The sequence below is a fragment of the Arthrobacter sp. NA-172 genome, from assembly GCF_043952055.1.
In the GTDB taxonomy this organism is placed as follows: Bacteria; Actinomycetota; Actinomycetes; order Actinomycetales; family Micrococcaceae; genus Arthrobacter.
Map to the genome: position 1 here is coordinate 650,370 of NZ_JBINOT010000001.1, position 19,118 is coordinate 669,487.

The following is a 19,118-nucleotide window of genomic DNA, read 5'->3' on the forward strand; positions in this document are numbered from 1 at the left end:
ACACCCACTCCCACCACACGAAAGAAGGCACCCACCCATGGCTATTCCACGTCCAAAAGCAGTTGCCGGGATACTCATCTCCTCCGCAATGGCCGTCTCCCTTAGCGCTTGTTTCGCCCAAGGCAACACTCCGGCGGCCAGCAGCGCTGACTCCCGCATCAAAGTAGCCATGTTGCAGCCACCGCGTTCAGGGCTCACTCCCCTGAGCGACGATGCCTTTAAACTCTCACGGTGGAAGACCGCCGAGACATTGGTTGTCCTGGATGCCCTTGGCGATGCCCAGCCTTCGCTTTCAACAGCTTGGAAGCAACTGGACAGCAAGAACTGGCGCTTCGAACTCCGCGAGGGCGTGAAATTCCATGACGGCACGCTTCTGACGGCGGAGCAAGCGGCGGCATCGTTGACGGCGGCGTCCGCTGCTAAGCCCAAGCCGCGGATCCTCGACGGCGTCCAGCTGAGCGTCCGCACCGACGGCGGGAACGCCGTCGTCGTCACCACCCAGACGGACGACCCGCTGGTTCCGCAGCGGCTTTCCAGCCCCCAGCTTTCCATCTTTGCCACGTCCGCCTACAAGCCCGGCGGCGTCGTCAGCCCCATCAACGCCGGAACGGGTCCATATGTGCTTGCTTCCGCCGACGGCACCAGCTCGGCAACACTCAACCGCTTCACCGACTATTGGGGCGAAAAAGCGGCGAGCAGCGGCGTCGACGTCCAATACGTTCCCGACGGTACGGCGCGCGCAGCCGCGCTGAGGACCGGAACTGCCGACGTCGTGGAGGCCATTCCCGTGGGCCAGGTCGCCCAGATCAAAGCGGATTTGATACATGAAGTCCCCATGCCCAGGACCAATACCCTCTACCTGAACACCAAGGCGGGTCCTTTCGCGGATCCGTCGGTCCGGGCAGCGGCACGCACCACGGTCGAACGCGCCACCATTGTTGAGCGGGTCTACGAGGGACGGGCGGACGTCGCCGAAGGCCTCCTGGGACCGGCTCTCCCCTGGGCGGCCAAGGAACGGCAAAACACCTCATACATCGAAACCCTGAAGAAGCGGGCCGAAACGGCACCCGCCGCTGGCCGCCGCATCAAACTCGGCACGTTCACGGATCGGGCCGAGTTGCCTGAGGTTGCCGTGCAGCTTGAGCAGCAGCTCGAAGCCGCGGGCTTCATCGTGGAGCAGGAAGTCCGCGAGTACCAGCACATCGAGGCAGACGCGCTGGCCGGCAAGTTCGATGCCTTCATCCTGTCCCGCGCCACGGTCCTGGACTCCGGCGACCCCGTCGCCTACATGTTCAGCGACTTCTCCTGCAAAGGCTCGTTCAACATCTCCCAGTTCTGCGATCCGGAGGTGGATGCAGCCCTGAGCAAGGCCGCTGCCATCCCTGCGGGCCCGGAGCGCCGGGCGGCAATCGCCGCCGCCGAGGCACTGATCCTCTCGAAGGATGCTGCCGTGCCGCTGCTGCACGAACGCGTCATCCAGGGGAATCAGCCAGGTATCCACAACGTCGAACGTGATCCCCGCGAGCGCGCCCTGATCACCAGCAAGACAGAGATCACCAGCAAGACAGGAATCGCCGGCTGATGCCAGGCCCGGCGTTCATCAAAACCGCGGCTTCCCGGGCCGTTGCACTCTTCGCCATCATTGTGCTGATCGGCCTCTTGCCGTGGCTTTCGGGGCAAAGCCCCGAGTACACCATCCTGCGGGCCAGGTACGCCGACCGGGAAGCGACCGGTGAGACGCTGGGCTTGATCCGCGCGGAACTCGGACTCGATCGAGGACCGGTACACATCTTCCTCGACTGGGCCGGAAGCCTTTTGCGCGGGGATATGGGAAATTCCTGGATTACCAATACGCCTGTTGGCCCAGGCACTCTGGAAACCCTCGGAGTCTCGGTCACCCTGATGGCCTGCGCGGTGGCCGTTGCAGCGGTGGTGGCCACCGCGTTGTGCGTTCCTTCCGTGGTGCGCGGGCTGGCCGCCAACCCGGGCCGGGGTTCCGGCGTCGTGGCCGCGGCCATGACCGCCCTCCCCGAGTTCCTCCTGGCGGCGATGCTCCTTGTGGTCGGCGCCGTGTGGCTGGGTTGGTTCCCGCCCTATGGCTGGCAGGGCATGGACCACGCGGTGTTGCCGGCGCTTTCCCTTGGCCTGCCCGCCGGCGGGCTGATCGGGCGGCTGCTTTCGGACGCCATCAGCCTGGCTTTCGCAGAAAAATGGGTGGGCACCTGGGCCATGGCCGGAGCAAGCCGCGCGAGGCTCACCGCTGCGGTGTTCCGACGGGCCCTGCCATCCGTGATGGGCCAGATCGGGCTTGTCCTCATTGGCCTGACCGGCGGGGCTGTTGCCGTGGAGAAGGTCTTTGCGATTCCCGGTCTGGGCCGCGCAGTCCTGGGCGCGGCGAGCGCCCAGGACATACCCGCACTGCAGGCAGGAGTACTGGCCCTCCTCACGCTGGCCATCGTGGCAGGCTCCCTCAGCGCGGCGGCCCGGTACCTTCTGTTGGGAGCGGCGCTGCGCTCGGGGACAGTTCCGGTTCCGGACTCGCCGGGAAGATCACGACGGCGGGACGTCGCCGTTCCACTCGTTGCCGCGGGAGCGCTGCTGCTCATCGTCGTCGCAGGCTTGTTTCGCGATCCCTTCACCTCGGGCCATGCACGGCTTGCCGGCCCGGGCTTCGAGCTGCCTTTCGGGGCCGATGCCAGCGGACGGGACCTCCTTGCCAGGGTGGGGCATGGTGCTGTGTCCACTCTGGGAACGGCTTTGCTCGTGGTGCTGGCTTGCCTTGTGATCGGGATCGTCGCGGGGCTCTTCCCGCTCGCGGCCACCGGCCCCCTTGAAGTAGCCAACGCCGCTCCGCCTATCCTGGCCGGTCTGATCGTTGCCGCGATGACCGGTCCTTCTGCCGAAGGTGCGGCGATAGCCGTCACCCTGGTCAGTTGGGCACCCTTGGCCGCCCACGCAGCGGCGTTGGCACAGGAGGCCAGGGCACAGCCCCACGTGAAGATCCTTCCGGTCCTGGGCGTAGGACGGGTCCGCATCCTCTGGCGCTATATTCTCCCGGCCATCCTTGGCCCGGTGTTCAGGCATTCCATGCTCCGGATACCAGGAATCGCGCTCGCCTTGGCAGCCTTGGGATTCCTCGGCCTCGGCCCCCACCAGCCGTTGCCCGAGTGGGGCCTCATCCTCGCTGAGGGAATCAACTACGTGGAGCGTGCTCCTTGGGCCGTTGCCGCCCCGGCGTCGGCGTTGGTCCTCGCCTCGATCCTGGCCGTTTCCTTGTCGAGCGTGACATGGTCGCGGGAACATTCGAAGGGAAGCCCGGCGAGTAGCTCCAATTGACTCATTCGAATATATGTTCGAAAATTGAAGTATGTCTTCCCGCCTGTCTCCCGCTTCGCCAGCGTTGCTGCGCGATGACTTGCAGGCGAAAATCCACCTGATGCAGGGCAAGCGCGGCAGCGAACGCCCGCTGCCCGTGCTCCCCTCACTCAGCAGGCTTTTGCCGGGCGGATTGCGCCCGGGTGCGGCGTATTCCATCCAGGGGTCCATGTCGCTGGCCATGGCTTTGCTTGCCGGCCCTTCCCTCAATGGCTCTTGGTGCGGAGTAGCCGGCCTTCCCGATTTCGGGGTGGAGGCGGCCGTGGGTTTCGGCATCGCGCTTGATCGGCTGGTGCTGGTGCCTGACCCTGGGGCCAGCTGGTCACCGGTCATTGCTGCCATGGCGGACGTGCTCTCGGTGGTACTGGCGCGTGCTCCGGAAAGAGTCGCACCCGCCGAGGCTGCCCGCTTGGGTGCCAGGCTCCGGGAGCGGAGTGCTGTCCTTCTTGTCCTGGGACCATGGCCGCAGAGTGAAGCCGTCTTGCAAGTGAATGGATATGAGTGGTCGGGGCTCGGACAGGGCCATGGACATCTCTCCAAGCAGGAGCTCGAGCTCGAAGTCGCACTGCGGGGCAGTTCCCGCAGGGCCTCCGTGGATCTTGCGGACAGCGGCCCGGTAAATCTGTCCCGCCATCGGATGGGAGCATGATGCTGTTTCAGCTTGAAACCCCTGTGCGCGCGTTGGTGACCTGGTTCCCGGATTGGCCCCTTGTCGCCGCCCGCTTGGCAGATGCCCTGCCGCCTGATGTACCTGCGGCAGTCATAGGCCAAGGTGTCATTGCTGCTTGCTCCTCGGAAGCCCGGGCAGAGGGAGTGGTCCGGGGCTTGCGGCTGAGAGAAGCGCAGACCCGTTGTCCTGAGCTGGTGGTATGTGCCGTTGACCCTGTGCGGGATGCGAGGGAATTCGAACCCATGATCTCCTCGCTCGAGGAACGAACTCCCGGCGTAGAAGTGCTGCGCCCCGGCCTGTGCGCTATCCGGGCCAAGGGTGCCGCCCGATATTACGGCGGAGAGGAAGCGGCTGCCGGTGCCGTGCTTGAATCGGCGGACAGCCTCGGCGTGGAAGCCCGGGTGGGGATCGCTGATTCAGTGTTTGCCGCCGAGCAAGCAGCCCGGAGCACCAGCGAACTCTCCGCCGTTCTTGTGCTCCCGCCGGGTTCTTCCCGGGATTTCCTGGCTCCATTTCCGGTGGAAGTACTAGGCCAACCGAAGCTGGCTTCCTTGCTCAAACGCCTTGGCGTCCTCACTTTGGGGAATTTCGCCAATCTTCCCGCTGCAGATGTCAGGGCACGTTTCGGGGCTGCCGGAATCACTGCGCACGCACTGGCAAGCGGACAGGATCCGCGCAAGGTGATCCCCCGGACTCCCCCGCGGAAACTGGATCAACGGGCGGAATTCGAACCCGGCCTGGACCGGGTTGACCAACTCGCCTTCCAGCTCCGGGCCAAGGCAGACGCCCTCGTGGCCGGGGTGCAGATGGAAGGCTTGGTCTGCACGGAGCTGAGGGTTCTGATCACGGACGAAGCAGGGAGCCGCTCCGAGCGGACATGGGGCCACCCCCGCCACTTCACGGCCAGCGACGTCGTGGACAGGGTGCGCTGGCAGCTTCAGTCACAGCCCGTTGCCCAAGCCAACGATAAAACGCTCAACGGTGGAATGGACGACGGCGGCATGGCTCGCGGCGGGCTGTCGTCACCGGTCACGCGGGTCGAGTTCGTCCCCCTCCGGGTGGACTCCATCGCCCATCATGGGCGGGCGCTCTTTGGAGACGGAGCAGAGGAACAGATTCATCATGGACTCAGCCGGATCCAAAGCATGCTTGGACATGAAGCCGTTGTAGTACCTGCGGTCTCCGGAGGACGGTTGCTGGCCGAGCGGCGCCGACTGGTTCCATGGGGAGATGCCTTGCCCGCGGGAACGGCCGCCCTGGCCTCCAGGCCGTGGCCCGGCAGGATTCCAGACCCGCAGCCCGCCACGGTGTTCGCTTCCCTCATCCCTGTCCTGCTTCTTGATGCCAATAAGGAAAAGGTCCGCACAGACCATCGAGGCGGGTTGATTGCCCCGCCAATGTGGTTCTGTCCCGGCGGAGACCCTGCACGACGGCGGCTGGTAGCTCAGTGGGCCGGCCCTGGCCGCTGCGGCAGCGGTGGTGGGACGCCGATCACCGCCTTGAAGCGGACCGGTTCCAGCTTGTGGACGGAAACGGAGAGGCCTGGCTCCTTCTCCTGGACGAGGGGAACTGGTGGGCAGAGGCCCGGTACGACTGAACACCCGGGTCGAAAACGAACTTTTAGGAAGACAAAGATGGCTTGGAACAACCCGTCAATCCCATGGTCGGAGTTCGAACGTACGCTCTCAGACCGGCGGGTGCCGGAGATCGGCAAGGCCAAAGGAGACGGCGGTGACAGCCCCGCTTGGTCAAGAAAACGCGGGCCTTACCGTCCGGTCCCCCTCGATCCCGCAAGGGTCGTGTCCAAGTCGGGCGCCGGCGTCGTGCCTTATGCCGAACTGCACGCGCATTCGCACTACAGCTTCCTGGACGGTGCCTCCTCACCCGAGAAACTGGTTGAGGAGGCGGTCCGGCTGGGCATCCATGCCCTCGCACTGACCGATCATGACGGCTTCTACGGGATCGTGCGCATGGCGGAGGCCGCCGAAGCCTACGAGCTGAAGACAGTGTTCGGCGCTGAGCTGTCACTCGGACTCAGCAAACCCCAGCAAGGGGAAGCCGACCCCGAAGGTGACCATTTGCTCGTCCTCGCCCGCAAAGAAGAGGGCTACCACCGCTTGGCCGGGGCGATGACTTCCGCCCATCTGGCTGCCGATGCCGAGAAGGGCCACCCCATCTACGACCTCGATGCGTTGGCGCATTCCCTGAGGGACCACTGCCTGGTGCTGACCGGATGCCGCAAAGGCTCAGTCCGGAGGGCCCTTCTAAGCGACGGCGAGCAAGCCGCTGCCTTTGAGGTGGAGGCGTTGATCGAGAGGTTCGGACGGGAAAATGTGGTGGTGGAGCTCTTCGATCACGGGAATCCCCTCGACAGCAGCCACAATGACGCCCTCGTCCGTATTGCCGACCGGGCGGGCATACCTTTCATCGCCAGCAACGCCGTCCACTATGCCTCCCCGGAGGGATACCCACTGGCAACGGCCATGGCGGCTGTCCGGGCACGCCGCAGCCTGGAAGAACTGGACGGGTGGCTGCCCGCGAGCAGCGGCGCCCACCTGCGGAGCGGTTCCGAGATGGCAGCGCGGTTCGCCCGCTACCCCGGCGCGGTCGAACGGACTGTCCAGATCGCTGACGAGCTTGCGTTCCAGTTACGGGCCGCCCGCCCGAAGCTCCCCAAGCTTGATGTTCCGGCAGGGCACAGCCTTATCACCTGGCTCCGGCAACTTGTTGAAGAAGGCGTGAGGGACAAATACCCGAACGCCGACGAGCGGGTCCATCGCCGGATCGAACAGGAACTCGCAGTGATCGAGGCGAAGAACTTCCCCGGCTATTTCCTGATTGTGCACGACATTGTGCAGTTTGCCCGTTCCCGCGGCATCCTCTGCCAAGGCCGGGGTTCCGCGGCGAACTCTGCCGTCTGTTATGCGTTGGGGATCACCGCCGTCGACAGCATCTTCTACAACCTTCCGTTCGAGCGCTTCCTCTCCAGCCTCCGCGAGGAAGAACCGGACATCGACGTCGATTTCGACTCGGACCGGCGGGAAGAAGTCATCCAATACGTCTATCGCAAGTACGGACGGTTCAACGCGGCCCAGGTAGCGAATGTCATCAGTTACAGGCCGAAGAACGCCGTCAGGGACATAGCCAAGGCACTCGGCTACAGCCAGGGCCAGCAGGACGCTTGGTCCAAGCGGCTCGATCACTGGGGCGATCTCAGCGATGGCAAGACCAATAACATCCCGGCCCCGGTCCTGGACCTTGCTGATCAAATATTGGGCTTCCCCAGGCACCTGGGCATCCACTCCGGCGGCATGGTCCTCACCGAGAGGCCTGTTGGCGAGGTGGTACCCATCGAGCGGGCCCGGATGGAAAACCGCACGGTCCTGCAATGGGACAAGGACGATTGCGAGTGGATGGGCCTGGTCAAGTTCGACCTTCTCGGCCTGGGGATGCTCGCCGCCCTGCAGTACTCCTTTGATTTGATCGACAAGCATTTCGGGGAGCGTTGGACAATCGAGACGATCCCACGGGAAGAACCGGCCGTCTACGACATGCTCTGCCGGGCCGACTCGATCGGGGTTTTCCAAGTGGAATCACGTGCCCAGATCAGCACGCTGCCGCGGCTCAAACCGAGGGAATTCTACGATCTGGTGGTCGAAATCGCGCTGATCCGCCCAGGTCCTGTCCAAGGCGGTGCCGTCCACCCGTACATCCGACGCCGCGCAGGCACGGAAAAAATCACGTATCTCCATCCATTGCTGGAGCCCGTGCTCAAGCGGACCTTGGGTGTGCCCTTGTTCCAGGAGCAGCTGATGCAGATGGCGGTTGCCGTGGGCGGCTGCACTGCCGAGGACGCGGACCTGCTCCGCCGCGCGATGGGCTCGAAACGGGGCCGGGAGAAGATCGAGTCGCTGGAGGCCAAGCTCTATGCGGGGATGGCGGCCAACGGGATCAGCAAGGACGACGCCGACGCCATCTACGGCAAGATCCAGGCCTTTGCGAACTTCGGCTTCGCGGAATCCCACTCCTTGAGCTTCGCGGTGTTGGTCTATGCAAGCTCGTGGCTGAAGCTGCACTACCCTGGCGCCTTCCTCGCGTCCCTGCTTCGGGCGCAACCCATGGGCTTCTACTCCCCGCAAACCCTCGTGGCGGATGCCCGCAGGCACGGGGTCCAGGTGTTGCGCCCGGATGTTCTCCAATCACTGGCCGAGGCAACCCTCGAAGTGCTCGACGAGACTACGATGGCCGAAGCGGGCCAGGTGGGCGGCATGGATTCCTGCCTGGACTTCCATCAGCCGAAGCCCGGCCTCTTCCAGCAGGATCAACCACGCGAGGACCATCTGCACCGGCGCGATGGCTCACACGCAGTGCGGTTGGGGCTCGACGGCGTCACGTCCATCGGGACCGAGGTGGCGAAGCGGATCGTCACCGAGCGTGAGGAGCATGGCGCCTATCGGGACATGGCGGATCTGTCCCGCCGCGCGAACCTCAGCGCGGACCAGCTGGAGGCACTCGCGTCGGCCGGCGCACTCGATTCGCTGGGAATGAACCGCCGCGAAGCGCTGTGGCAGGCCGGCGATGCTGCGCTGGAGCGCGAAGGCCAGCTGCCCAGGACCCACGTCGCTGTCCAGCCACCACTGCTGCCCGAGCTCTCCCCCCAGGAGAATGTTGCCTACGATATGTGGGCGACGGGCATCAGCACTGATGACCACCCGATGCGCCATGCCCGCGGAGCCTTGGATTCCAGAGGGGTGCTGCGGGTGGACCGGCTCTCCCAGGTCGAGTCCGGCACGCGTGTTGAAGTGGCCGGCGTCGTGACCCACCGCCAACGACCCCAGACCGCGCAAGGGATCACCTTCGTCAATCTGGAGGACGAGAGCGGCATCCTCAACGTCATCTGCAGCGTTGGCCTCTGGAAAAGGCATCGCCGAGTAGCCCGGGAATCATCCGCACTGATCATCCGGGGCTTCCTTGAACGATCACCGGAAGGAGTCACCAACCTCGTGGCAGACAAGCTGGAGCCCTTGGTGCTGACGGTGAAGTCGAACTCCCGCGACTTCAGGTAGTCAGAACCAGGACCGGACCGGGTTGGTCACTGCCGGGGCATCCCGGAATTGATCAGGCTGCGCAACCCAGCCCACTCCGTTGGCGATGACCCTCTGGATCTGCGGCTGGTGGTAGACGGGGTACTCCTGGTCACCGGGGCTGAAATAGAAAATCCGGCCCTTGCCCCGGGAGAACGTCACACCGGAGCGGAATACCTCGCCACCTTCGAAGGAGCTGATGAAAATCAGGTCGTCCGGCTCCGGGATGTCGAAGAGTTCGCCGTACATCTCCTGTTGGGGGATCAGGATGGGGCTTTCGACGCCGGCCGCGATCGGATGCGACGGCTTGACCGTCCACACGAGCTCGCGTTCTCCATCGTTGCGCCACTTGAGCGAACATGTAGTCCCCAGCAACCGCGTGAAGACCTTAGCGAAGTGGCCCGAATGCAGCACCACAAGACCCATTCCGCCCAAGACGTGCCGCTGGACGCGTTCCACTACTTCTTCGCCCACTTCATGGTGCGCGATGTGCCCCCACCAGAGCAGGACGTCGGTAGACGCAAGGGTGTACTCGTCCAGGCCGTGTTCGGGATCGGCGAGTGTCGCCGTCGTGATGTCCGCATCGGGGTAGAAGCCCTTCAGACCTGCGGCAATGGCCCCGTGGATTCCCTCCGGGTACATTTCCGCCATCGTCTCCGGATGGTTGCGGGACTCGTGGACGGCCTCGTTCCAGACGACGATCTTCAGTTTCTTGTCAGTCATGAGAGCACCACTTCGCGTTGTTCGAGGGCGGACTTGTAGCAGGCATCCAGAATAACGGCGCGGCTCAGGGCGAGTGATCCGTCGTGCTGTCCCCAGACCGTTTCACCGCCGCGGACTGCGGCAATGAAGTCGTCGACGACGGCTTGGTGGGCGAGGCCGGGAAACGCTTCAGGCTCGTAGTCGGCATTTACGCCATCCTTCTCAGTGAAGATCCGCAGGCTGCCCACCGGCTGCAGGGGCGCACCGACGGCGCGGAGCTCCGCACCGCCGTCGGTCCCGTAAACAGTGAAATCGAGCAGATCGTCCACCTCGCGGTAACTCGCCCAGCCTGCCTCAAGGATCAGCGTGCCGCCGCCTTCGAGCCGGATAAAAGCGGAAGCGAAATCCTCAACATCAAACTTGTGGCTTGCGGGGCCTGCTGTGTAGCGGGCGTTGCCACCGCGGCCCATTGGGCCCAACTCCGAGTGGGTCTGCGCGGAAACGGACAGGACCTTGGGTTCGCCCAACAGATGGAGCGAGTAGTCCAACACATGGACCCCGATGTCCGCCAGCGGACCGCCGCCGGAGAGCTCCGGATTCGTGAACCAGCTACCCAGGGTGGGGATTCCGGACCGGCGCAGGCAGGATCCTTTGGCATAGTACGGCCGGCCGATGCCGCCGTCGTCGATGATGCTCTTCAGTTTCTGGATGTCGCCACGGCGGCGGTGGTTGAAGGCTACGTCCAGGACGCGGCCGGCCTTCCGGGCTGCTTCGACCATGGCGCGCCCCTCCTCGCCGTTGCGGGCGAGCGGCTTTTCGCTCAGCACATGCAGCCCGCGCCCCAGGGCCGCGATGGATAGCGGTGCGTGAAGGAAAGTAGGAACGGCGACACTGATCGCGTCCAAGCCCTCCAGCTCGATCATGTCCTCCCAACTCGCGAAAGCGTGCGGGATGCCGTATTCCAGCTTCATCTGGGCAAGGAGTTCTTCCTCCATGCCGGCGACGGCGACGATCTCCACGCCTTCGATGGTGCTGTATGCCTTGAGGTGCTGCTGGCCGGCCCATCCGATGCCCACCACTCCCACCTTGAGGCTCGCCGGCGGATCCTGCTGCTGAGTGCTCACGGAATTCCTGTCTGACTGGTGTCGGGCTGGTCTATAAGTAAGATTTCATGGGCCTCGAAAACGTGTCAATCGTCCAGGGAGTTCGGCTTTCAGCGCCTAGTCCCCCTCTGACCTACCTTGGCTCACGCGTCGTGGTTTCGGGATGGGCCGGCGCTGTGACCTGCGGTGATGTGTTCTGACTGATGGCTTTTCACGCATTGACGCTTTTGAAAAGTTTCTCCGGCCAGCAGCGGCAAGGTGCAAATCTCGGTCACGGCATTCTGGGCAGAGTTTGCGTGCACGGTACACATACCGGGAAGGCCGGAATTCAAGGCAATGAGCATGCCTAGGCTTTCGACTTCACGGACTTCCCCCACCACGAGTTGGGATGGTCTCATGTGCAGAATAGCGATTTCCACCTCTACCTGGCGGTGGGCGTCGATTACAAGAATCTCAGATTTTCGTTTGTCACCGAACTCCAAGAGCACCTCGACAAATCGCGCCGGGACTCGCGAGAATTTTTCGATCCCGATCTTGCTGGGGCTTGCCAGAAATTCACCGCGGCTGCCGAGGCCTATACGTCAAAGACGAACCAGTACGTGTGAATAACGGAAAAGGGTGACGATCTGCACGTTCCGCCAGACTGGAAGGCCGGGACCATAAGCTTTATCAAACCGCGTTCCGCGAGCTCCACCCGTGCAGGACAGCACCCTATGTGCCCTGATGAGCTCCATAGTATTCAGCACGCCAAGGGAATCCGCGCCACGTCACAAGATTTGCCTACGACTTCAATCCCGGCCGGGGGCCAAGCCCATGTTCCGCCGCACCCGCGACGCGATCGAGGCACACCTGACGATCGTCTTCACCGCACTTGCCGAGGAACCGAGCCGAGCGCACGATGAGCTGGCGCGGTTGAATGTACGCGGTGCACCCGGAGAAAACAAAAGAGCCACTCGGCTGGGTGGCTCTTCGAATTTTCAAATAGTTGAGGCCCTACTCAAAACGTGAATTTCGAGTAAGGCCTCAATGGTGGAGCTGAGGGGACTCGAACCCCTGACCCCCTGCATGCCATGCAGGTGCGCTACCAGCTGCGCCACAGCCCCATATTCTTGCCGCTTCATGGACCTTGCAATGGCCAGAAACCCTTGCTCAGTTGCGGATTTCTCCGAAGCAACTCAAATATCTTAGAACAGCATTTCCGAAAATTCCAAATCGGGAATATTCAATGGATTTGCCGCGTGATACCTAGGATTCCTCGGCGGCGGGAGCCTTGGCCGAAGCGTCGTCTCCGAGCTCAAGTTCCACCACGGGGCAGTCCTTCCACAGCCGTTCGAGGGCGTAGAAAACCCTGTCTTCGGTGTGCTGGACGTGCACCACGATGTCTGCATAGTCCAGCAGAACCCAGCGGCCCTCGGAACGCCCTTCGCGGCGTACCGGGCGCAGATCCTGCTTGAGCAGCTCTTCCTCAATACCGTCGACAATGGCGTTGACCTGACGCTCGGTCGGCGCGGACGCGATGAGGAAGACGTCGGTCAGCGCTAGACGTTCGCTGACGTCCAAGGCGACGATGTCCTCAGCCAGCTTGTCCGCTGCCGCGCGGGCGGCGTGGCGGGCCAAGAGAATAGATGTTTCATGTGCAGTCACGGGACTCCTTGTATGCGGCTTCGAGAATAGATCGAAGCCTGATTTGTGGCGAAAAGCCTTTTGTTGTCAGCGGGATAGTCCGCTGGTGATCATGATGATGCCTGCAATCAAGGCAATGGCTCCGATGCCGACGAGCCCCAGGACCAGAAGCCGGGCACGCTGCGCGCGTCCCAGTCCGGCTGTCGCGGCGTCGAGCGGTTCAAGCCCATAAGCCGAACTTGCCGAAATGGGCGGACGTTCGGCCACTTCGGCGATCGCCTGAGCGTCCGGAACGGACTCCGTCTCCGGACGGCGCCCCGCCGCTTTCGCGGCCGCCTCCGCACGGGCCAGCACGCCTCCCCTGCCACGCAAGGTGCGTGCAATGCCCGACGCCGGCTGCGCCGGCTTCATCTTTTGCCCGGGCGAAGTCACTAGAGGAACAAAGCTGGTGCCTGGCGGTTTCATGACAGGACGGTCAAGTCCCGGAACCTTCACGAATTCCAAAGGCGTCACCATGGCGAGGTTGCTGGCCTCTGAAGGCTCGACACGGACTGGTGCGGTGGGAAGGTTGTTCTGCTGCGCAAGCTTCTGCTTGGCGATGGCCCTCTTGTTGAGGACCGCCTCGCGTTCGGCCTGGGCGATCTGTTCCGCCAAAACCCCAGGATCGGCGTCTGCCCCAGCACCTTCAGTTTCCGGAACCGGGACCTTTTGCACGGCTGATTCCATTGCCGCGATGTGCTCAAGCTTGTTGGACTGATTGTTCGCTTGGGCCGCCAGGAAGCTCACGGGCCATCAAAGCCTGCTCCACTGTCATTTCCGGCCCACCGGGAGGCGGGCCTGCTGTAACACGGACGCCGCCGTCATGGGAGGTGCCAATCGAAGCACCACTAGCCTGCTGGCTACCGGGCTGCTGACCACTAGCCTGCTGGCCACCGGGCAGCTGACCGCTGGGCTTCTGGGCCGGGATGGAGGACGTCCTGGGCCCGGATCCGGGGACGGGAACAACCGGTATCGCCGAGGTGCCCGGAGCAACTTCCTCCTGCAATTCCTGAAGGCGCAACTGACGGCGCGTGGGAGGACCGCCGCGGGAGAGCTGCTGCTCCTTGTCCGCCAGCTCCTTGATGGCGCGGAGGGCTGCGCGGTCGCGCGCACGCGCCTGCGAGGAACGTTCAGCAGCCGGCTGTGCGTCGACCGGAGCATCGGCTACCCGCCGCACTCGGTTACCCGAAGCGCCCGCGGACGCGGCTTTGACGCCGTCGGGGGTAACGGTCTCGGTTGCTACCGGGCTCGCACCGGTTTCTTCCGAGCGTGCGTCCCGGGCTCGTCGAAGCTCGCGCCGGCTAGGGATGGGGGGCTGGTCCTGGCTCATTCAAAACTCACTCGGTACGTGCTCGGTGGTCTGATCCGGTCATAGCGTGCAGGGGCTCCCCCATGCCAGCCTTGCCCGAGTACAGCTTGTATTTGGCGATGTACTGCACTACGCCGTCTGGAACGAGGTACCAGACGGGGTTGCCTGCACCCACGCGCGCGCGGCAATCCGTCGAGGAAATCGCCATGGCGGGTACTTCCAGGAGACTGACGTCCTCTCCCCTACCCATGTCGTCAAGGACGTGGCCGGGCCTGGTAACACCCACGAAGTGGGCCAAGGACCAAAGCTCGTCGACATCCTTCCACGACAGGATCTGGGCCAAGGCATCCGCACCCGTGATGAAGAACAGATCGGCATCCGGCCGCTGCGTCCTGAGGTCACGCAAGGTATCAATGGTGAAGGTGGGACCTGGCCGGTCCACATCCACGCGGCTCACCGTGAAACTGGGATTGGAAGCCGTAGCAATGACGGTCATCAAGTACCGGTGCTCAGGCTCGCTGACCTGCCTGTTCAACTTCTGCCAGGGCTGTCCGGTGGGTACGAAGACCACCTCGTCCAGCTGAAACTTGGCAGCAACCTCACTGGCAGCAACCAAGTGGCCGTGATGAATGGGATCGAATGTCCCACCCATCACGCCCAAGCGAAGCCGACGCCCCGTGTCCTCGAAGGGTTTTGCGGCGGAAATGTTAGTGACCCAGCCCTGGGTGCTTGGCAGGGTGCTGGCGGTGCGGATCCGAGTGCTCATCGACGGCGTCGTGACGGTTGCCGAGGTTCGTGTAGGAGACTGCCACAAACATCAGAACCAGCAAGATGCCGAACATGGAGAGACCGAAAACCCACGGTTCAACCCACAATGGTGCCGGCGCCTCGGCCGCGCTTCCGCCTCCTTGCGTGAGAACGGAAATGGCGATCTGCTGAAACTGCATTTTCTCCCCTAGCGGTTCAAAGGATATCGACGGCGGATCCTCCCACCGTTCAGGACTTCTGTTCTATGTTACAGCGTTGCTAGCCGCGAATCTGGCCTTCACCCTGAACGATCCACTTGGTGGTGGTCAGCTCAGTGAGACCCATGGGACCACGCGCATGCAGTTTCTGGGTGGAGATTCCCACCTCTGCGCCGAGGCCCAGCTCGCCTCCGTCGGTGAAACGAGTGGACGCGTTCACAATGACAGCGGCAGAGTCGATTTCTGCGATGAACTTCTCGGCATTGGTCAGGTTGTTCGTCAAGATGGCCTCGGTGTGGCCGGTGGACCACTTGCGAATGTGGGCAACGGCATCGTCCAGGCCGTCCACCATGGCAACGGCAAGGTCAAGGTCCATGTATTCCGTGGCCCAATCGACGTCGTCGGCAGGCACAGTATCAACGGTGCCGGACAGCGCCGCTTGGATTCTGGCGTCGACATGCAGAGTGACGCCGGCAGAACGCAGGGCGGCCGCGACGGCGGGAAGCACGGTGGACTTCGAATGCACCAGAAGCGTCTCCACGGTGTTGCAGACGCTGGGGCGCTGGGTCTTGGCGTTGAGCAGGATATCGACGGCCATGTCCTCGTTCGCGGACTCATCGATGAAGATGTGCACGTTTCCTTCGCCTGTCTCAATGACGGGCACAGAAGAGTTGTTCACGACAGTCTGGATCAAGTCGCGTCCACCACGGGGGATCAGCACGTCCACCCGGCCACGGGCCCGCATCAGGACGTTGGCGCCCTCGCGGCCGAACTGGTCAACGGACTGGACGGCATCCGCCGGCAGCCCCACGGACTCCAGGGCATCGCGCAAGATGGTCACCAACGCCGCGTTGGTGTGGGCCGCAGCCGACCCACCGCGGAGGATCACGGCGTTGCCGCTCTTCAAAGCAAGTCCGGCGATGTCAACGGTGACGTTGGGGCGGGCCTCGTAAATCGCTGCCACGACTCCCAAGGGCACGTTGACCTGGCGCAAGCGCAATCCGTTGGGGAGAGTCTGGCCGCGGACTACATTGCCCACGGGATCCGGCAAACCGGCCAGGTTCTCAAGGGCCGCCACCAGGCCGTCGATACGCGCGGTGGTCAGTGTCAACCGGTCCAGCATGGCAGCGGAAGTTCCGTTGGTGCGGCCCGCCTCAACATCCTTGGCATTGGCAGCGAGGACTAAGCCCTGCTGTTCGCGGAGGGCAACGCCAATAGCGTGAAGGGCACGGTCCTTCCATGCGCGGTTCGCTTGGCCCATGCGGCGGGCTGCCTGCCTGGAACGGTCCGCAATGGAGTGAACGGCCGCTTCCACCTGCTCGGGAGTGTGCGGCGCGGTACCGGATTCTTGGGTTTCCAACGGGATCTGGGCGGCATTGCCGGAAGCCAGCGCGTCGGTCATCACAGGAGAATCAGGGGTAAGTGCCTCAGTCATTCTCCAAGTTTAGTGGAGCGGGGCTGTTGGACCAGCACGAGGTCGTCAACATGAACAACTACGCGGTCATATCCACGGCCAAGGTCCTTCGCAAGCTCCTTGGTGGATCGGCCGAGCATGCGGGGCAGCTCCTCAGCGGAGTAGTTCACCAGTCCCCGGGCTATCACGGCGCCCTCGGCGGAAACCATCTCCACGGGATCGCCGGGTTCGAAGTCGCCTTGTACCGATGAGATCCCGGCGGGCAGCAGCGAGGTGTGGCGGTCCCGCACGGCCTTGACGGCGCCGTCGTCGAGCACCAACCGGCCCCTGACCGAAGCGAGGTGGGCCAGCCAGAGCAGGCGCACGGGCTTGCGGTTGCCGTTGATGGCGAACCAGGTGCCCGACATCCTCGCCTGCCAGCGCGGCGGCGGCATTGGACGTGGATGTCACCAAGGCGTGGATGCCGGACCCTGCGGCGATGGAGGCCGCCTCCACTTTGGTGGTCATGCCGCCAGTACCGACGCCGGCCTTCCCGGCCTTTCCTATGGTCACGCCGTCGAGGTCCCGGGGACCGGTGACAAGAGGAATGCGTTTGGCACCAGCCGACGGCGGACCGTCGTAGAGTGCGTCGACGTCGGAAAGCAGGACAAGTGCGTCGGCCCGGACGAGGTGCGCCACCAAAGCGGCAAGCCGGTCGTTGTCGCCAAACCGGATTTCATGCGTGGCGACCGTGTCGTTTTCATTCACGACCGGCACGACGCCGAGATTCAGCAGACGGTCCAGCGCCCGGTACGCGTTGCTGTGCTGCGTGCGTCGCATCAGGTCATCCGCCGTGAGCAGGACCTGGCTGACGGTTACCCCATGCGCGGCAAAAGCCTGCGAGTAGCGTGCCATCAGCAGCCCTTGGCCCACGCTGGCCGCGGCCTGCTGGGTGGCAAGGTCTTTGGGACGCTTTGCCAGGCCGAGCGGGGCGAGCCCTGCCGCGATGGCACCGGAGGACACAAGGATGATCTCGGTGCCGGAATTGCGCTTTTCGGCCAAAGCGTGGACGAGTGCCGTCAACGCCTTCTCCGAGATGCCGCCCTTGATGCTGGTCAGCGAGGACGAACCCACCTTGACCACGATCCGCTTTGCGCCCGCCAACGCATGGCGCTCGGCGGCATCGGCGTCTCCAGCCGCGTCAGCCACGCGGGCCGTGCTAGTCGTCATTGTCGGCTTCCAGGCCGCTGTCCTTCACGGTCTGGGCCGCACGACGGCGGCTGACGGACTCAGTCCAGATGCCCGCCTTGCGCTCGGCTTCGAGCTCAGCGCGCGCTGCAGCCCTGGCATCGCGCCGTTCGATTTGCTCCTCGCGCTTCTGGGAGCGCGTGGGGCGGTCGCCGATGTCGGCCACGCGGATGTCGGTGCCTCGCGGTGTGGCCAGGAGTTCGGCGCCTGCCATCATGGTGGGCTCCCAGTCGAACACCACGCCGTCGTCTTCGCCGATCACCACGGTGTCGCCCGGAACGGCGCCCATTTTGAACAGCTCGTTTTCAATGCCCAACTTGGCCAGACGATCGGCAAGGTAGCCAATGGCCTCTTCGTTGGTGAAGTCGGTCTGCTTGACCCAGCGGACCGGCTTCTCCCCCAGTACCCGGAAGAGCGGCTCGAGGTTCTTTTCCTCGCGGCGGATCTTGAAACCTGATTCGTTGACGGCCCGGGGGCGGAGCACTGGCGCTGCCACCTTGGGAGGCGCAGAGGCGACCTCCTTGCGGGCGGCCATCACAATCTCACCCATGGCGAAGCTCAATTGGCGCAGCCCCTCGTGGCTGGTGGCTGAGACTTCGAAGACGCGGTAGCCGCGCTCTTCCAGCTCCGGACGAACGAATTCGGCCATGTCCCGTCCGTCAGGAAGGTCCACCTTGTTCAGCACCACGAGCTTTGGGCGTTCGTTCAAGGGAACCACTTCGCCGTCCACGCCGGCGTAGCTCATGTCCACTGCGTACTTATCCAGCTCTTGCTCAATGATGGCGAGGTCCGAGAGGGGATCCCTGTCCGACTCCAGTGTTCCGCAGTCCAGGACGTGCGCCAGAGCTGCGCAGCGCTCCACGTGGCGCAGGAAGTTGTGGCCAAGGCCCTTGCCCTCGCTGGCGCCTTCAATCAGTCCAGGAACGTCGGCAATGGTGAACCGGACGTCGCCGGCCTGGACCACGCCAAGGTTGGGGATCAAGGTGGTGAAGGGGTAGTCGGCAATCTTGGGCCGTGCAGCAGACATTGCCGCAATGAGGCTCGACTTGCCCGCCGAAGGGAAGCCGACCAGGGCGATATCTGCAATGGATTTCAGTTCCAGGACGATATCGCTGGAGTCGCCTTCGATGCCGAGCAGGGCGAAACCTGGTGCCCGGCGCTTCTGCGAAGACAGCGACGAGTTGCCAAGGCCACCTTGACCACCGGCGGCCGCGATGAACTCGGTCCCTTCGCCGACGAGGTCGGCCAGGACAACGCCGTCCTTGGTCTTGACTACCGTGCCCTCCGGAACGGGAAGGACAAGGGTTTCACCGTTCTTGCCGCCGCGCCAGTCTCCCATGCCCGGGCCGCCATTGGTTGCGTGGCGGTGCGGGGCGTGGTGGTAATCAAGCAGGGTGGTGGTCTGCGCATCAACGCGCAGGATGACGTCGCCGCCATTGCCGCCGTTGCCGCCGTCGGGTCCGCCAAGGGGCTTGAACTTCTCGCGCTTAACAGAGACACAGCCGTGGCCGCCTGTTCCGCCGGATACGTGAAGTACTACCCGGTCTACGAAGGTGGCCACGTGTTTCTCCTCTGTGTGGAAATTACTGCTGTGTGGAATTTACTGC

The 19,118-nt window shown here is 63.8% G+C and carries 13 protein-coding genes, 1 tRNA gene and 3 pseudogenes; 5 read left to right on the top strand and 12 right to left on the bottom strand.

Annotated features, from left to right (window positions below):
• Positions 1-37 precede the first annotated feature (37 nt).
• The 5 genes and pseudogenes from ACF0H6_RS03290 to ACF0H6_RS03310 all read left to right on the top strand — a co-directional run bounded on the left by ACF0H6_RS03290 (position 38) and on the right by ACF0H6_RS03310 (position 9,111).
• The gene (locus ACF0H6_RS03290; RefSeq protein WP_395248453.1) at positions 38-1,582 is read left to right on the top strand and encodes an ABC transporter substrate-binding protein; all 1,545 of its coding nucleotides are present in this window, start codon (positions 38-40) and stop codon (positions 1,580-1,582) included.
• Positions 1,582-3,336 (top strand): ABC transporter permease subunit, encoded by a 1,755-nt coding sequence (locus ACF0H6_RS03295; RefSeq protein ID WP_395248454.1) that lies wholly within the window; start codon positions 1,582-1,584, stop codon positions 3,334-3,336. Before ACF0H6_RS03290 ends, ACF0H6_RS03295 begins: the two co-directional genes overlap by 1 nt.
• A 31-nt stretch (positions 3,337-3,367) precedes the next feature.
• The gene (locus tag ACF0H6_RS03300) at positions 3,368-4,024 is read left to right on the top strand and encodes a hypothetical protein (RefSeq protein WP_395248455.1); all 657 of its coding nucleotides are present in this window, start codon (positions 3,368-3,370) and stop codon (positions 4,022-4,024) included.
• A pseudogene (locus ACF0H6_RS03305) lies at positions 4,024-4,425 on the top strand (DNA polymerase Y family protein); the annotation flags it as partial. The gene ACF0H6_RS03300 and the pseudogene ACF0H6_RS03305, both read left to right, overlap by 1 nt.
• A gap of 1,254 nt (positions 4,426-5,679) precedes the next feature.
• Positions 5,680-9,111, top strand: a complete 3,432-nt coding sequence (locus tag ACF0H6_RS03310; RefSeq protein WP_395249864.1) for an error-prone DNA polymerase — start codon at positions 5,680-5,682, stop codon at positions 9,109-9,111.
• Here the strand turns inward: ACF0H6_RS03310 and ACF0H6_RS03315 are convergent, their stop codons facing one another.
• From ACF0H6_RS03315 to obgE, 12 genes and pseudogenes are all read right to left on the bottom strand, one after another.
• A complete protein-coding gene (locus tag ACF0H6_RS03315; protein WP_395248456.1) occupies positions 9,112-9,852 on the bottom strand; it encodes a ThuA domain-containing protein in 741 nt (246 codons plus the stop codon).
• Positions 9,849-10,955 carry a Gfo/Idh/MocA family protein gene (locus tag ACF0H6_RS03320; RefSeq protein ID WP_395248457.1) on the bottom strand — a complete coding sequence of 369 codons (1,107 nt, stop codon included), beginning with the start codon at positions 10,953-10,955 and terminating at the stop codon, positions 9,849-9,851. The genes ACF0H6_RS03315 and ACF0H6_RS03320 overlap by 4 nt, the downstream gene beginning before the upstream one ends.
• A 215-nt stretch (positions 10,956-11,170) precedes the next feature.
• Positions 11,171-11,338, bottom strand: a pseudogene (locus ACF0H6_RS03325) (ATPase, T2SS/T4P/T4SS family); the annotation flags it as partial.
• Between the two features lie 623 nt (positions 11,339-11,961).
• Positions 11,962-12,037, bottom strand: a tRNA-Ala gene (locus ACF0H6_RS03330).
• Positions 12,038-12,179: 142 nt separating this feature from the next.
• The gene (rsfS, locus tag ACF0H6_RS03335; RefSeq protein WP_395248458.1) at positions 12,180-12,578 is read right to left on the bottom strand and encodes a ribosome silencing factor; all 399 of its coding nucleotides are present in this window, start codon (positions 12,576-12,578) and stop codon (positions 12,180-12,182) included.
• A 66-nt stretch (positions 12,579-12,644) separates the two neighbouring features.
• A complete protein-coding gene (locus ACF0H6_RS03340) occupies positions 12,645-13,343 on the bottom strand; it encodes a hypothetical protein (RefSeq protein WP_395248459.1) in 699 nt (232 codons plus the stop codon).
• Positions 13,297-13,926 (bottom strand): hypothetical protein, encoded by a 630-nt coding sequence (locus ACF0H6_RS03345; RefSeq protein WP_395248460.1) that lies wholly within the window; start codon positions 13,924-13,926, stop codon positions 13,297-13,299. The genes ACF0H6_RS03340 and ACF0H6_RS03345 overlap by 47 nt, the downstream gene beginning before the upstream one ends.
• Before the next feature lie 7 nt (positions 13,927-13,933).
• Positions 13,934-14,671 (bottom strand): nicotinate-nucleotide adenylyltransferase, encoded by a 738-nt coding sequence (gene nadD / locus ACF0H6_RS03350; RefSeq protein ID WP_395248461.1) that lies wholly within the window; start codon positions 14,669-14,671, stop codon positions 13,934-13,936.
• Complete coding sequence (locus ACF0H6_RS03355; RefSeq protein WP_395248462.1) at positions 14,613-14,852, bottom strand: hypothetical protein; 240 nt, start codon at positions 14,850-14,852, stop codon at positions 14,613-14,615. The genes nadD and ACF0H6_RS03355 overlap by 59 nt, the downstream gene beginning before the upstream one ends.
• A gap of 79 nt (positions 14,853-14,931) precedes the next feature.
• Positions 14,932-16,305 carry a glutamate-5-semialdehyde dehydrogenase gene (locus ACF0H6_RS03360; protein WP_395248463.1) on the bottom strand — a complete coding sequence of 458 codons (1,374 nt, stop codon included), beginning with the start codon at positions 16,303-16,305 and terminating at the stop codon, positions 14,932-14,934.
• A pseudogene (gene proB / locus ACF0H6_RS03365) lies at positions 16,302-17,493 on the bottom strand (glutamate 5-kinase). The gene ACF0H6_RS03360 and the pseudogene proB overlap by 4 nt, the downstream one beginning before the upstream one ends.
• Positions 17,483-19,072: a GTPase ObgE gene (obgE, locus tag ACF0H6_RS03370; RefSeq protein WP_395248464.1), complete on the bottom strand. Its 1,590-nt coding sequence runs from the start codon at positions 19,070-19,072 to the stop codon at positions 17,483-17,485. The pseudogene proB and the gene obgE overlap by 11 nt, the downstream one beginning before the upstream one ends.
• Positions 19,073-19,118: the final 46 nt, after the last annotated feature.